This window comes from Candidatus Pantoea symbiotica (genome assembly GCF_056491525.1).
On sequence record NZ_JBSZHR010000002.1, the window covers coordinates 212,764 to 226,727 of the forward strand.

The following is a 13,964-nucleotide window of genomic DNA, read 5'->3' on the forward strand; positions in this document are numbered from 1 at the left end:
CAAATTACGCGCTGTGGTCGCCCGGTCGCATAGTGGAAAGACCGCCCGGCACCTGCAGCGTTGGGGTGATTTCGATGTTGCCGATATTCACCGCCAGCGGTGCCGCGAGCGCGAAGGCGACGCAGTCGGCGATATCTTTGGCCTGCGGCAGTTCGAAGCCATCAATGAAGCGGCGGCGCGCCTCTTCGTGATCGCCTGACACGTTGCCGAAGATATCGGTGGCGACGCGGCCCGGACAGATTTCGGTGATGCGCACGCGTGCGCCGTAGCAATCGACGCGCAGCTGGCGCGAAAGGGCATGCACACCGGCTTTGGTGGCGTGATATACCGAGTTGCCGTTGAAGTTGTAGATGGCAGCAATCGAGGTGATGTTGAAGACGTGGCCGCGATCGCGTTTCACCATGCCCGGCACCAGCAAACGGCACAGATGCAGCACCGCGCGCAGATTGACGTCGACCTGGGTTTCAATCACGTTCTCGTCGGCATCAAGGATCGATCCCGGATGCGACAGGCCCGCGTTGTTGACCAGAATGTCGATTTCGAGATCTTTGCACAGCGCGGTCAGCGCGTTGACGTCGCTGACATCCACCGCATGCGGAATACAGCCGGTACGATCGGCCAGCGCCGCCAGCTGCTCTTTACGGCGCGCCACCGCGTGCACGGTGATGCCCTCTTTGCACAAGCGCTCAACGATCGCTTCACCCATTCCCGCGGATGCGCCGGTTACCAGCGCGGTTTTGTAATCTGAAAATGGCATCTGCCTCTCCTCGTTATGGCGTCTTTTGACTGTATGCAGTTATGCCGCAAGGGCATAAGACATAAAAATTTTGAGGCAATAAGCGCCCCTTATAACGCTTGCCTGCCGCACTTCACCCGTTCCAACATTGCGCAATAAATTGCGCCGCTACGACATGTGCGGTGATTGATCGACCCACAAAATGCTCGTATTTGTAGCGGCGCGATTTATCGCGCGGTGTTGAACTTATGCGCTTGACGGCGCAAATGTCAGGATCTCCTCGTCATATTCCACCGTCGAAAGATGCTCAGCCATGAGCGACCGGATCGTGCCGCTGGTGGGGCTGATCACCGGCACATACAGCGGGCCAACCTGCACCAGCGCCACCACTTCACCGGCCACAATCTGCTGGCCGGGCGCGACAAAATCCTGCTGGCTATGCGGATGGCGGTGCAGCAGCGTGCCGGGCATCGGTGCGCCGATGCGTTGCGTGATGGGGAGGATTTCAGCGGCGGGAACCGTGGCAGGCGCGGGCGTGGCTGGCGTGGCGGCGAAGGTCAAGCGCACCGACCAGTGTTTGCCATCGAGCGCCAGACTGTTCAGCCCGGAGGATTGCATCTTGCGTGCCAGCGCGCGCAGCGTCGGCAGCGGTATTGCGGTTTTATCCATGGAATTCCCGTCAAAGCGAAACACGCCCGCCAGAGCGGGCAAAATCGTAATCTAGCGCGTTCGCAATACGGGCAGTAAGAGGGTTTCGCTTTGCGGCAATAAGCGGGACTTATCCCACCAAGGTCAGTGGATGGTTCTCAACGTTGCGGCGCGACATCAGCGACAGCAGGATCGATTTCACCGCTTCGGCCGGCTGTGACAGCGGCAGATGATCCGACATGCAGAACGACAGCGACACCTGCACATCCGGATCGACGATCTTCGCCATCCACGCATCGCCGCTTTTCAGCATCGCGCGCGCAGCAGATTCCGGCATGATGGTGGTGCCGAGACCGGCGCTCAGTGCGGCATTCAGGGTGGTTTGTGACTCGATCTCGCATTTCACGCGGTACTGCAGATTGTTGTGTACGAAGGCATCGTCGAGCACTTTGCGCATGATGTTATAGACGCGCGGCAGGAACAGATCGTATTGCGCCACCTGCGCCAGCGGGATCTCTTTCACCGGTTGCGCGAGGCTGAACGGGCAGACGAAGTAGAGATCCTCTTTCATCAACGGCATAAAGCGCAGGCCGTGAATAGTGCGGTGATCGTAAATTACCGCCATATCCATGCGGCCATTCATGATCAGTTCGCTTAGCGTGGTGCCGAAGTTCTCATTGAAGTAGAGCACGATGCCGGGATGCTGTTGCTGCACTTCCATCATCAGCGGTAACGCGAGGTTTTGTGCGGCAGTGCCCGGCGCTAAGCCCACTGAGACGCTGCCGCTCAGCGAAGCGCCAACCAGCTCAATGGCGCTTTGTGCCTGCTCGCACTGGCGCAAAATCGCCTGCGCGTGGGAATAGAGCGTTTTACCGGCTTCGGTCGGCGTCACGCCGCGCTTGGTACGAATGAGCAGTTGCTGATTCACTTCCCCTTCCAGCGTAGCCAGCTGCTGGCTCAGCGCGGGCTGGGCAATATGCAAAATATCGGCGGCCTGGGTCAGGCTGCCTACATCAACAATTTTAACAAAGTACTTCAGGCGACGAAGATTCATGAACGCTTCCTCCAACAGAACGCATAGCGGGTATCAAGCAAACTTGATGCCAAAATAAGCTTTCGCGAGTGAACTCAGACAGGAGGGTAGAGCCACAGTGCCTCCTAAGGCCGATGCTGAGTTGGACAGTTGCCGAGACGGCGAGGGTAAAACAGCGACCTTTGCACTGGTATGGTGCGATTCACTCATTAGATTTGGCGATGATGGGAGTGAGTAAACGGGCATTGCGCGCTGTTAACCGGCACTCAAAGTAACACTCTATTAACATTGCGTCAGGCGCTGGCGCGTGACCTGCCGCGCATTTCCACATCAGGCTCGTCACCTTTATGGCGAAAGTGTGCGGTCGGTTCAGTCATCGCTTTGTGTTATATCACCACAACAAAGCACTATTAACCGACGCTTCGGGCAAAAACCTATCCTCTGGTAAACGTCGTGTTTGCAGCTTGCTGCAAGCCGTTCATGCTGACACTGAGCCAGGATTAACCCATGCCCGAGATAGCCGATCGATTAAAGAATGTCACCGTTTCTGCCTCCGTTGCTATGACCCAAAAGGCCCGCGATCTCGCCGCGCAGGGCATTGATGTGGTAGCGCTTTCTACCGGTGAACCCGATTTCCCCACGCCACCTCACGCGATTGAAGCCGCTTACGCCGCCGCGCGCGCCGGAGATACGCGCTATCCACCTACCGACGGCACGCCAGCACTGCGCAAGGCGATCCAGCTGAAGTTCAAACGCGATAATCAGCTAGATTACGACGTCAGCCAGATCCTCACCGCCGGCGGCGCTAAGCAGATCATCTTTAACGCGATCCTCGCGACCATTAATCCGGGCGATGAAGTGGTGATCCCGACGCCGTCGTGGATCAGCTATGCCGATATCGTCAAATTCGCCGGTGGCGTTCCAGTGGCGCTGCCATGTGCGCAGGAGAACGGCTTCAAGCCGCTGCCTGCCGATTTAGATGCTGCCATCACCGACAAAACCAAATGGCTGCTGCTCAACTATCCGAGCAATCCCACCGGTTCGGTGGCGACCAAAGCGGAGCTGCACGCGCTGGGCGAGGTGCTGTTGCGCCATCCGCAGGTGTGGATCATGACCGACGATATCTACGAGCACCTGATTTATGACGATGTGCGCTTTTATACGCTGGCGCAGGTTGAGCCGCGTCTCTATGACCGCGTGCTGACGGTGAATGGCGTGTCGAAAGCCTATTCCATGACCGGCTGGCGATTGGGCTTTTGCGGCGGCCCGGCGCCGTTGATCAAAGCGATGAGCAACGTGAATACGCAGAACAGCGGCGGCGTTTGCACCTTAACCCAGGCAGCGGCGGTGGCGGTGCTGGAAGGCCCGCAGGATCTGCTGCAGGAGCGCGCGCACATCTATCGTCAGCGCCGCGATTACGTGCTGGAGCGCCTGACGTCGATTGACGGCCTGCGCTGCCATAAACCGCAGGGCGCGTTTTATCTGTTTGTGAATATCGCCGGCTACATTGGCAAAACCAGCGCTGGTGGCCGGTTGATCACTAATGATGCCGATTTTGTGCTGGCGCTGATTGAGGAGCAGCACGTGGTGACAGTGCAGGGCGAGGCATACGGCATGAGCCCGTTTATCCGGTTGTCGTATGCCACGAGCATGGAGCGGTTAGAGACGGGATGCGATCGCATTGCGGCGTTTTGTGGAGGTTGCGTTTGAAATTCAGGTCGCCCTGAATGGCGTGATGCCGCTCAGTTAAGCGCAGAGCGACTTTCGTTCGCCATGTGCTAAGCAGTTGCAGCACCTTGGTGCGGCGACCGAGCAGAGGGCGTCCTGGCCACGCCCTCTGCACTCCCGGGCCCTGCGCCAGCCCAATCCGCCGCTGCGCGGTACCTTCACTCATTCACGATTCCTGACGGACCGGTGGCGATTCGCTCCTGCTCAGCGCCACCTCTCGCCGCATCCATGCGGCTCGCCCTGGAATCCCTCATTCGCTCAGCGGTTTGGGATGTCGCCTCAACACCCGCGCTGCAGTAGCAATGCAATTTTCTGACTCACAATCGCGACTAATTCCGCAGTGTCGCCATTCATGGCGACCTGGTGCACATGAATGCGCATCCTACGAAAAACCCGTTCGGGTACTGTCATTATTGCGCGATAACCTCTGCGGCTGGAGCGACCTGATGGCCGCAGGCTTTGATTTCGCTGCGCACAATGGTGGCGAGCGCCAGCGAACCTGGCGTGTCGCTGTGAACCAGAATCGAGCGCGCACGCACTGCAATCTCTTCACCTTCAATCGTTGTTACCGTGCCATGCTGCAAAAACTGTCGCACGCGGGCGCGCAACGCGGTTTCCTCTTTGATCACCGCACCGGCAATGCCGCGCGGAACTAAGCGGCCTTGCGCGTCATAGGCGCGGTCCGCCAGAAACAGCGTCAGCGTTTTCAGGCCTGCCGCCTGCGCGGCGGTTTCGATGATGGTATCGGGCTGGGCGAAGATGATCAGATCGCTATTGATGCGCGCCACCAATTCCATCACCTGTTGCGCCAGCGCGACATCGCGGTTGACGATGTTGCCCATCGCGGCGTGGAAACTGAAGTGGGAAACATAGGTGCCTTCCGCGCGGGCAATCGCCGTGAGCGCGCCGAGTTGATAGGCCACTTGCTGGCAAATCTCTTCGGCGTTAAACGGCAGTTCACGGCGGCCAAAACCCTGACGATCCGGCAAGCCGGGATGCGCGCCAATCCCCACGCCATGTGATTTCGCCAGCCGCACCATGTTGGTCATGATCGCCGGATCGCCGGCGTGGAAACCGCAGGCGATATTAGCGGATGACACCACTTTCATCAGCGCGGCGTCATCGCACAGCTGGTAAACGCCAAAGCCTTCGCCCATATCGGAATTCACATCTATCTTCATGCCTGGTTTCCTTGTGCGGATTATACGGTAAGCGCTTTACGCAGTGGCTGGCAGCTGAGACGCAAGCGGCTCAGCCAGCGCGTGACTTCCTGTTCGATGGCGATCGCTTCACGCACATCACATTGGATCAGCTGGATCGACTGGCCCGGCAGCACTTGCCCCAGCCGCCACAGATCCTGCTCGATCACGCCCGCGATCTTCGGATAGCCGCCAGCGGTGTTGGCATCACTCAGCTGGATGATCGGTTCGCCGCCCGGCGGCACCTGCACAATGCCGGGGATCAGCCCGTAAGATCGCATCTCAACGGTTTCTGACGGGAAGATCGGATCGCCTGAAAGCCGATAGCCGGTGCGATTGCTTTGATTCGATACCTGCCACGACTGCTGCCAGAAACGCGCGGCATCGGCGGCAAACAGCGGGTATTCGCCGGAGGGAATGGCGCGCAGCTGAATGTCTCCGGCGCGGTTGCAGGGAAAACAGGCGTGTAACGCGCTGTCTGGCGGTTCGATGCCGATGCCGCTTTGAGGCAGTGCCGGGCTGCGACTTTCGCCGAGCGCCAGCCGATCGCCACGCTGCAGCGGACGTCCTTCAACGCCGCCGAAGCCGCCGCGCAGCGCGGTACTGCGCGAGCCGAGCACCAGCGGCACATCAATGCCGCCAGCAATACACACATAGCCACGCGCGCCGCTGCGTGGATAACGCAGCTCCAGCACTTGCCCGGCGCGCACGCCACAGCCCCACCACGGCGGCAGCGGCGTGCCATCCAGCGTGGCGCGGCAATCGGCACCGGTCACCGCGATGCTGCTGTTTTGCAAAAAACGTACGCGGAACGGAAACAGCTGCACTTCAATCGCCGCTGCATTTTCGTCGTTGCCGAGCAGGAGATTACCGGCACGCAGCGCCAGCGGATCCATCGCGCCGCTCACCGACACGCCCATGTGGCGATAGTTGAATCGTCCTAAATCCTGCACCGTGTTCAGCGCACCGCTCTGTTCGATATCAATCACAGCTCAATCCTCTGCGGCAGAAAACGGATGCGATCGCCCGGTGCCATCAGCGCGGGTGATGCTGCGAGTGGGTCAAATACCGCCAGCTCGGCAAAACCAATCGCGTTCCAGCCGTTCGGGCCGGTCAGCGCCGAGACGCCCGCCTGTGCGCCGCCGATAGTGACGGTGCCTTTTAGCATGCTGAGCGATGGCACTTTCTTGCGCGGCGTTGCGAGTAGCGGATCCAAACCATGCAGATAACCGAAGCCCGGCGCGCTGCCCAGCGCAAACACCGTGTATTCGCTTTGATGATGCAGGCGTACCACTTCGCGCGGGCTTAAGCCGGTATGGCGGCATACCGCCTCGAGATCGGTGGCGTGTTCACCGCCGTAATGCACTGGGATTTCAATCAGTTTGCCCTGCGGACTGATCGCCTGAGCCTGATCCCAGGCAGCGTGCAGCTGCATGCGCACGGCGGTTTCATCGGCTGGAATATGGCGAAACAGCACCAGCAGATTGGTGACGCCGGGGATCAGCGCTTCAATCGCTTCGTCGGCATGCAGCAGGCGCGCCAGCGACCAGATGCGCCGCTGCGCCGGGAGATCGAAACCGCCCGGCGCTTCCACCAGCCACGCGCGTGCGCCAATGGTGGAGAGCTTGATATCAGAGGAGCAAACCAGCGCGGGGGCGCTGGCGGGCTGGAGAGCAGAGTGCGACTTCACGGGCATGGTTATTCCAGCGGTTCAAATTTCAGACTGGAGAGCGGCTGTACGCGCTCTTCGCGCACCATTTTGTATTCGGTGTTGGGCCCAATCCATGTATCCCAGATTTTGTCGATGGTGCCGTCATCGTCCATCGCCTTCAGGCTGCTGTTGACGCTGGCCAGCAGTGCCGGTTCATCACGCTTCATGCCGACACCAATCGGCTCCAGCGCCATCGGCTCTTTGATCATCGCCAGATTGATGCCGTCTTTTTTCGCCTGTGAAATGGTTTTGATGCCGGTCATGGTGTTGGTGACGAAGCCGACCGATTTGTTCTGCTCCAGCGCGAGGAAAGCGGAAGCCGAATCCTGGAAGGTCACCGCTTTGCCGCCTTTAATGTGGATCGACTGCTCAGAGGTGGTGCCTTTGGTGGCGCTGATGCGTTTGCCCTGGAAATAGCTCAGCGGCTTGTCGGCCAACGGCGCTTTCACCAGCAGCATCTCTTTGGCGACGTAGTAGGGATCGCTGAACTGAATCTGGTTGCCGCGAGTTTTGGTATAGGCAAGGTTAGCGATCAGCACGTCGGCGCGACCGGTGGCAATCACCGCAATACGCGCTTCCACCGAGGTGGGCACCAGCGTCAGTTTGACGTTCATCTGCTTCGCCAGCGCGTTGCACAGATCGATATCCATGCCCGCCAGTTGACGCGTTTTCGGATCCGGGGAAGAGAAGGGCGGCACGTCCGAATAGACCGCGCACTTTAGCTCGCCGCTGGATTTGATGTTCGCCATCATGTCTGCATGAGCAGCCGAAATAGCCAGCAGCGGCAGCAGTGCCAGCCCGATGGTGGTACGTCTTTTCATGGTCATGTGAACTTCCTCAATGATGAATACCACGGCGTCACCGGGACGGAGCGCCTGATTTCTCGCTTTTCTGGACTATATCGGCTTTGTTTTCAGACGAAAAAGAGGGAAACCCTGTCGTGCAATAGCAAAAAAATATGGCTACGCGGCGCATAAGTTCTTTCTATTCGGGCAGAGCAAAAAAGTGTTATCCAGCGCACACTTTTCTCGCCAGGCTGGTCGCATGTCCTCTCGGCAGTCCCGCCGATTGCATGTGGTAGAGAGAAGTGAAAAAGCATGAATGCCCGATTAGGCGTGTTATTGAAGATAGTGGCCGCGCTGTGCGCCACCTTGATGCTGGCGTGTGTGAAGGGGCTAAACGGTGCCATTCCCACCGGCGAAGTGATTTTTTTCCGCAGTTTTATCGCGCTGTTTCCGCTGCTGATTTGGCTGAAAATTCAAGGTAACGTGCTGGAAAATATCAAGACGCGTAATCTGTTTGGTCACTTTATACGTGGCTTCTCCGGCACCGGCGGCATGTATTTTAACTATCTGGCGCTGGTGTATATCTCACTCGCTGATGCGACCGCGCTCAGCTATGCCGCGCCGCTGTTTACCGTGATTATGGCGGCAATGTTGCTGAAAGAGCGGGTGCGGATTTCGCGCTGGATCGCGGTGGTGGTGGGATTATCCGGCATTCTGATCATGCTCTCATCCAGCCTGAGCGCCAGCGGCGCGCTGTTTTCTCATGGTGCCAGCAATGCGACGGCGAGCCTTGGCGTGGCATTTGCGCTGATTGCGGCGCTGTGTTCCGCGACCTCTAACGTACAAATCCGCTTCCTCAACGGCATCGAAAAGCCGGGCGCGATTGTGTTCTATTTCTCTGTAATGACGACCCTTATTGGCCTGGCGACAGCGCTGTTTGGCTGGAGCAAACCCAGCGCCATACAGCTGTTATTGCTGGTGGGCTGCGGCCTGTTTGGCGGTCTGGCACAGATTCTGGTCACGCTTAGCCTGCGTTACGCCGATGCGTCACTGCTGGCGCCGTTCGATTACACCACGCTGGTGTGGTCGATGCTGATTGGCTATCTGTTCCTGAACAGCCTGCCGGGCAGCACCACCTTGCTGGGCGCATCGATTGTGGCGCTGGCCGGGATTTTTGCGGTGTGGCGTGAAAATCGGCAGCGTAAAGTGGCGATGGTGAGTAGCACGCCTTAACGGCGTGGTGCCGCTCAGTTAAGCGCAGAGCGACTTTCGTTCGCCATGTGCTTATGCAGTTGCAGCACCTCGGTGCGGCGACCGAGCAGAGAGCGCCTGGCCGCGCCCTCTGCACTCCCGGGCCTTGCGCCAGCCCAACCCGCCGCTGCGCGGTACCTTCACTCATTCACGATTCCTGACGGACCGGTGTCGATTCGCTCCTGCTCAGCGCCACCTCTCGCCGCATCCATGCGGCTCGCCCTGGAATCCCTCACTCGTTCAGCGGGTTAGGATGTCGCCTCAACACCCGCGCTGCAGCAGCAGTGCGTATTCTTAACTCACAATCGTTGTAGGGTTGCCATTTATGGCGACCTGGTGCGCATAAATGCGCACCCTACGACGGCGAAAGATTAGCGGAACACATCATCAATGATTTCAACCTGCTTGGTGCGCAGCGTCTCATCCAGCCAGCTGCGTTCCAGCGCGCCGGTTTTTGCCAGCTCGAAGTTGTGTTCATCAACAATGAGATACGCCTGCGCTGCTTCGAGAATGCGTGCGGCATCCTGGCGAGGAATCACAATCACGCCATCCGCATCGCCCAGTACGATATCACCCGGCGAGACGTGAATTTTACCGCAGGCAATCGGCACGTTGATCTCGCCGGGACCGTCCTTGAACGGGCCACCCGGCGTGTGACCGGCGGCGTAGATGGGGAAGTCCATGCGTGACAATCCTTCGATATCGCGGACCGGGCCGTCCAGCACAATGCCTTCCATACCGCGCTGTTTGGCATAGGTCGCCATCACTTCACCCATCAGTGACTGGCTGCGATCGCCTTCGTTCGACAGAATAATCACATCGTTTCGGCCCGCCATATCCAGCGCTTTGTGCAGCATCAGGTTGTCACCGGAACGCGCTTTAACCGTCACCGCCAGGCCACACATGATCGGTTGGCGCGGCGCGGTTTTCAGACTGATCTCCGCAGACAAGGCGGGCAAGCGGCTCATGCAATCCGCTACCACCGCCGCCGGTAAACGGCGAAAAGCTTCCAGCAACGGTTCGGCATCGGCGGGACGGCGTAAATAGATTCGGTTTCCTGCGCTCATGGTTATTTTCCTGTAGGGAGTGATTTAATTAATCGAATCGTGTTTCTGAGTAAATAATTAAAGATTGAAGTAAGACGTTTTATTTTTCTTTTTAATGAGTCATTACTTCAATGATTAGGGCGTTAAGCTAACAAGCTGAATCAGTGGATGATTACTGGTATGAGATTAAGCTTACGCGATTGCGAACGTGTTACGTGTGGGATGTTACGGCTAACGGAGGCAGGATCACGAATTAATATTTTGGGTGGGTTTAAATCACTGATAATTAATTTTATTGGATTTTATTATGGGGGGATAGATTAAAAATATTAGCTGAGTCGTTAATTTATTTTCAGAGGCAACTCTCAAATCTAAGACGTTCAGTTCAGCGGAAAGCAGAAATCATGATGCAAATCATCTCTCAAAATATAACTTCCAGTTTATATGGTGTCGATATAAACTACAGTTTATGAGAGGCAATTTTGAAAAGTTGGGAAGTCGAAATTACTTTGCTCTTTGCAGCATGGCTGCAAGAACAAGATGATGAAATGGTTGAAGATGTGTTGTCGAGCCTCGAAGTTCTGAAAGTGTTTGGCCCAATGTTGGGGCGACCGGATGTCGATACGGTCACCGGTTCTCGTTTTGCCAACATGAAGGAACTTCGCGTCCAAAGTAATGGAAGGCCGATTCGCGCATTTTTCGCGTTTGATCCTGCAAGGAAGGCTATCGTGCTGTGTGCGGGTGATAAAACCGGTGTTAATCAGAAGCGCTTCTACCAATCGATGATCAAACTGGCTGATAAAGAGTACAAGCAGCATCTGGAGGAATTAACCAATGCCAAAACTTGAAGAGCTGATCGCACAGCGTTCTCCTGAGTCCCAGGAGCGCATTAAAAATAAGGCAGACCAAAAAATTCTGGAGATCCGCCTGCGTCAGTTGCGTGAGGAGCTGGAACTTTCACAGGTGCAGCTGGCTGAAAAAATGGGTATCTCGCAGCCTGCTATCGCCGCGATTGAAGCGCGAGGTGACGAGATAAAACTTTCCAGCCTGAAAAAGTATGTCGAGGCGTTAGGTGGTAAGTTGAGTCTCAATGTTGAACTTCCCACCGGAGATGGCCGGATATTTCAGATCTGATGTGGAGGAAGATGTCCGTGAGAAACCGGCATCTTTTTCAGAATGCAGAAAAGCAAAAACCCAGCCATAAGCTGGGTTTTCAGAATGTTGGTGCCCGGACGCGGAATCGAACCACGGACACGGGGATTTTCAATCCCCTGCTCTACCGACTGAGCTATCCGGGCAACGGGGCGCATTAAACCCTAATGGCTTATCGTCGTCAACGGCTTTCGTCAAAAAAGCGTAGCAATCGTGATTGATTGCTTGCTTTTCAGACAGGATGGATAAAAAGGCTACGCCAGCGCACCATTTTTGCGGCACAGCGCGATGCCGAGTACATCTTCCGCGAGACGGCGCGCCGTCGCCACATCCTGCACGTTGCGTTTCACCAGCAGCTTGCTCAGGCAACCTTCCAGAATCAGCTCCATCTGATCGGCCACCATGGTGGGATTATCCAGCGCTAAATCGACCAGAATTTCATGGGTAAATTGCCAGGAACTGCGCTTTTGCTGTTCGGCTAGCTGATGCACCGGCTGATCAGGTTGCGGATAGAAGCTGCAGGCGGCGATAAACAGGCAGCCGGGAAAGCGGCCTTTGCTGACGTGCTCACTCAGCACTTCGTAGCGGGCTAACAGCTTTTGTTCGGCGCTGAGATGTTCATTGAGCTGCACCTGACGACGCCAGCTATCAATCTGCTGGCCGTGATAGCGCAGCGCGTCGTACAGCAAGGCATCACGATCGGGCCAGAAACGCGTAAGTTGTTCCGCTTCAAGACCGGTTTCGCCAGCCAGCTGGGTCAGGGAAGTGGTGGCGGCCAGGCCGCTCTGTTCGAGCACATTCAACGCATGCTCGAGTATTTGTTCACGTTGCAAGTGACTCTCCTCTGGAATGCGGGCCCGCTCGCGGACGAGCGGGCAGTGTTCTGCTGACAGTGTCGTTTAACGTGACAAATTCTGCAAATGCGCACGGAAATCGGCGGCGTTGAGGAAGCCGGTGACGCGCGAATCGGGAATCTCTTTGCCTTGGGCGTCGAAGAACAGAATGGTCGGCAAACCTAAAACCTGCAGATGCTGTAACAGCGCGTTGTCCTGCGCGTTATTGGCGGTGACATTGGCTTGCAGCAGTTGCACCTGACTTAACGCGTTACGCACGCTTCCATCGCTGAAGGTGTATTTCTCGAACTCTTTGCAGGCCACGCACCAGTCGGCATACAGATCGACCATGGTGATGCGGCCTTGCGCCTGCTGCAGCGCGCTATCGAGCTGCTCGCTGCTATTGATGGTTTGGAACGGCAGATGCGCCACGGCTTGCGCACTGGTGCTGCTGCCAAACGCCCAATCCTGTAGCGGGCGCGCACTGACCAGCGCGGCGGTGAGCATGATGATCTGCAGCACACGCCATTTACCGCTGGCGCGCAGGCTGAGGCTGAATGCCCAGGCAAAAAACGCCACGCCGAGCAGACTCCACAAGCGTAAGCCCCACAGATCGCCAATCACGCGTTCCAGCAGGAATACCGGCAGTGCCAGAATCACAAAGCCAAAACCTTCTTTGACGGTTTGCATCCACGGCCCGCTTTTCGGCAGCAGCTTGTTGCCAAACATGGTCACGGCAATCAGCGGCAGGCCCATGCCGAAGGCATACAGCCACAGCGTGCCAGCGCCGGCCCACAGATTACCGCTCTGCGCGATATACAGCAGAATGGCGCTGAGCGGTGCGGTGGTACAGGGCGAGCAGATCAAACCCGCCAGTGCGCCCATCATGAATACGCCGGGCAGCGATCCACCTTGCTGGCGATTGCTCCACAGCGTCAGGCGCGTTTGCAGGCTGGCAGGCAATTGCAGCGAGAACAGGCCAAACATCGACAGCGCCAGCACGATAAACAGCGCCGACAAGCCCATTAACACGTAAGGATGCTGTAGCGCGGCCTGGAAGCGTAATCCCGCCGCGGCGACCACCATGCCGAGCACGGTGTAGGTCAGCGCCATACCTTGCACATACACCATCGCCAGCGCGAATAATCGCCCCATCGAATAGCGGCGTGGGCCACCTAAAATGATGCTGGAGATCAGCGGATACATCGGCAATACGCACGGTGTGAAAGCGACGCCAATACCAATCAGCAGCGCCCACAGCGGTGAAAACGGCAGCGGCGTGCTGTTTTTGGCGGGCTGGGCGCTGACTGCGGGCGCATCCTGATTGGCGGTAACCGCGCTCAGCGGCACGGTGCGGGTTTCAGGCGGATAGCAGAAACCGGCGGCGGCGCAGCCTTGATAGGTGACGGTGACGGTCGCGCCGGCATCGGCCTGACGCAGCGTGATCGGCAGTTGCAGATCCTGCGGGTAGATTTCACTTTTGCCGTAGAACTCATCTTCGTGCGGCTGGCCCGGCGGCAACGTCAGCGGGGCAATCTGCGCTTTTTGCGGCGTAACGTGGATTTGCTGGCGATAGAGATAGTAGCCATCCTTCACTTTCCAGCTGAGCGTCAGCTGATTGCCTTGTTGCGTGAAATCGAAGCCAAACGCCTGATCAACCGGCACAAAGCGGCTGTTGTTGTTCGGGGAGAAGAGTGAGGCTTGTGCCGAAAGGCAGAAAACCAGCGCCAGGCAAAAGCCGGCAAGGCGAAAGAGTCGTGCAGCCATAGCGAATGAATGAGCTCCGGTGGCGAATAGGCCGCGATAATAGCACGACCGCTTCGCCACGAGGTTTTCAGGATG

14 protein-coding genes and 1 tRNA gene are annotated in these 13,964 nt (G+C 57.4%); 4 read left to right on the top strand and 11 right to left on the bottom strand.

What is annotated here, in order from left to right; all coding sequences use genetic code 11:
* Window positions 1-4: 4 nt before the first annotated feature.
* The 3 genes from ACXIZX_RS01580 to nac all read right to left on the bottom strand — a co-directional run bounded on the left by ACXIZX_RS01580 (window position 5) and on the right by nac (window position 2,438).
* The gene (locus ACXIZX_RS01580) at window positions 5-757 is read right to left on the bottom strand and encodes an SDR family oxidoreductase (RefSeq protein ID WP_008106954.1); all 753 of its coding nucleotides are present in this window, start codon (window positions 755-757) and stop codon (window positions 5-7) included.
* Window positions 758-982: 225 nt separating this feature from the next.
* A complete protein-coding gene (locus ACXIZX_RS01585; RefSeq protein WP_479403499.1) occupies window positions 983-1,405 on the bottom strand; it encodes a biotin/lipoyl-containing protein in 423 nt (140 codons plus the stop codon).
* A gap of 109 nt (window positions 1,406-1,514) precedes the next feature.
* Entirely contained in the window at window positions 1,515-2,438 is a 924-nt protein-coding gene (gene nac / locus ACXIZX_RS01590) for a nitrogen assimilation transcriptional regulator NAC (protein WP_049851333.1), read from the bottom strand.
* A gap of 486 nt (window positions 2,439-2,924) precedes the next feature.
* Between nac and ACXIZX_RS01595 the strand changes: the two genes are divergently transcribed.
* Window positions 2,925-4,127 carry a pyridoxal phosphate-dependent aminotransferase gene (locus ACXIZX_RS01595; protein ID WP_479403500.1) on the top strand — a complete coding sequence of 401 codons (1,203 nt, stop codon included), beginning with the start codon at window positions 2,925-2,927 and terminating at the stop codon, window positions 4,125-4,127.
* Between the two features lie 428 nt (window positions 4,128-4,555).
* Here ACXIZX_RS01595 and ACXIZX_RS01600 read toward each other — a convergent pair whose 3' ends face one another.
* The 4 genes from ACXIZX_RS01600 to ACXIZX_RS01615 are packed head-to-tail and all read right to left on the bottom strand — an operon-like array spanning window position 4,556 to window position 7,882.
* Window positions 4,556-5,326: a 5-oxoprolinase subunit PxpA gene (locus ACXIZX_RS01600; protein WP_479403501.1), complete on the bottom strand. Its 771-nt coding sequence runs from the start codon at window positions 5,324-5,326 to the stop codon at window positions 4,556-4,558.
* Between the two features lie 20 nt (window positions 5,327-5,346).
* On the bottom strand, window positions 5,347-6,333 hold the full coding sequence (locus ACXIZX_RS01605) for a 5-oxoprolinase subunit C family protein (RefSeq protein WP_479403502.1): 987 nt from the start codon (window positions 6,331-6,333) through the stop codon (window positions 5,347-5,349).
* Complete coding sequence (gene pxpB / locus ACXIZX_RS01610) at window positions 6,330-7,040, bottom strand: 5-oxoprolinase subunit PxpB (RefSeq protein ID WP_479403503.1); 711 nt, start codon at window positions 7,038-7,040, stop codon at window positions 6,330-6,332. Before pxpB ends, ACXIZX_RS01605 begins: the two co-directional genes overlap by 4 nt.
* Window positions 7,041-7,042: 2 nt before the next feature.
* Window positions 7,043-7,882, bottom strand: a complete 840-nt coding sequence (locus ACXIZX_RS01615; RefSeq protein WP_061718305.1) for a transporter substrate-binding domain-containing protein — start codon at window positions 7,880-7,882, stop codon at window positions 7,043-7,045.
* Between the two features lie 270 nt (window positions 7,883-8,152).
* Between ACXIZX_RS01615 and ACXIZX_RS01620 the strand changes: the two genes are divergently transcribed.
* On the top strand, window positions 8,153-9,073 hold the full coding sequence (locus ACXIZX_RS01620; RefSeq protein ID WP_479403504.1) for a DMT family transporter: 921 nt from the start codon (window positions 8,153-8,155) through the stop codon (window positions 9,071-9,073).
* Between the two features lie 389 nt (window positions 9,074-9,462).
* On the opposite strand, the gene ACXIZX_RS01625 is transcribed toward ACXIZX_RS01620, so the two are convergent.
* Window positions 9,463-10,158: an RraA family protein gene (locus ACXIZX_RS01625; protein WP_479403505.1), complete on the bottom strand. Its 696-nt coding sequence runs from the start codon at window positions 10,156-10,158 to the stop codon at window positions 9,463-9,465.
* 461 nt (window positions 10,159-10,619) lie between these two features.
* Here ACXIZX_RS01625 and ACXIZX_RS01630 point away from each other — a divergent pair, with 461 nt between their 5' ends.
* Window positions 10,620-10,985 (top strand): type II toxin-antitoxin system RelE/ParE family toxin, encoded by a 366-nt coding sequence (locus ACXIZX_RS01630; RefSeq protein ID WP_479403506.1) that lies wholly within the window; start codon window positions 10,620-10,622, stop codon window positions 10,983-10,985.
* A complete protein-coding gene (locus ACXIZX_RS01635; RefSeq protein WP_176970147.1) occupies window positions 10,972-11,271 on the top strand; it encodes a helix-turn-helix domain-containing protein in 300 nt (99 codons plus the stop codon). The genes ACXIZX_RS01630 and ACXIZX_RS01635 overlap by 14 nt, the downstream gene beginning before the upstream one ends.
* Before the next feature lie 88 nt (window positions 11,272-11,359).
* On the opposite strand, the gene ACXIZX_RS01640 is transcribed toward ACXIZX_RS01635, so the two are convergent.
* The 3 genes from ACXIZX_RS01640 to ACXIZX_RS01650 all read right to left on the bottom strand — a co-directional run bounded on the left by ACXIZX_RS01640 (window position 11,360) and on the right by ACXIZX_RS01650 (window position 13,889).
* Window positions 11,360-11,435 (bottom strand) — tRNA-Phe (locus ACXIZX_RS01640).
* A 108-nt stretch (window positions 11,436-11,543) separates the two neighbouring features.
* Complete coding sequence (gene dicD, locus ACXIZX_RS01645) at window positions 11,544-12,122, bottom strand: division control transcriptional repressor DicD (protein WP_154193184.1); 579 nt, start codon at window positions 12,120-12,122, stop codon at window positions 11,544-11,546.
* Window positions 12,123-12,188: 66 nt separating this feature from the next.
* Entirely contained in the window at window positions 12,189-13,889 is a 1,701-nt protein-coding gene (locus tag ACXIZX_RS01650) for a protein-disulfide reductase DsbD (RefSeq protein WP_479403507.1), read from the bottom strand.
* Window positions 13,890-13,964 lie beyond the last annotated feature (75 nt).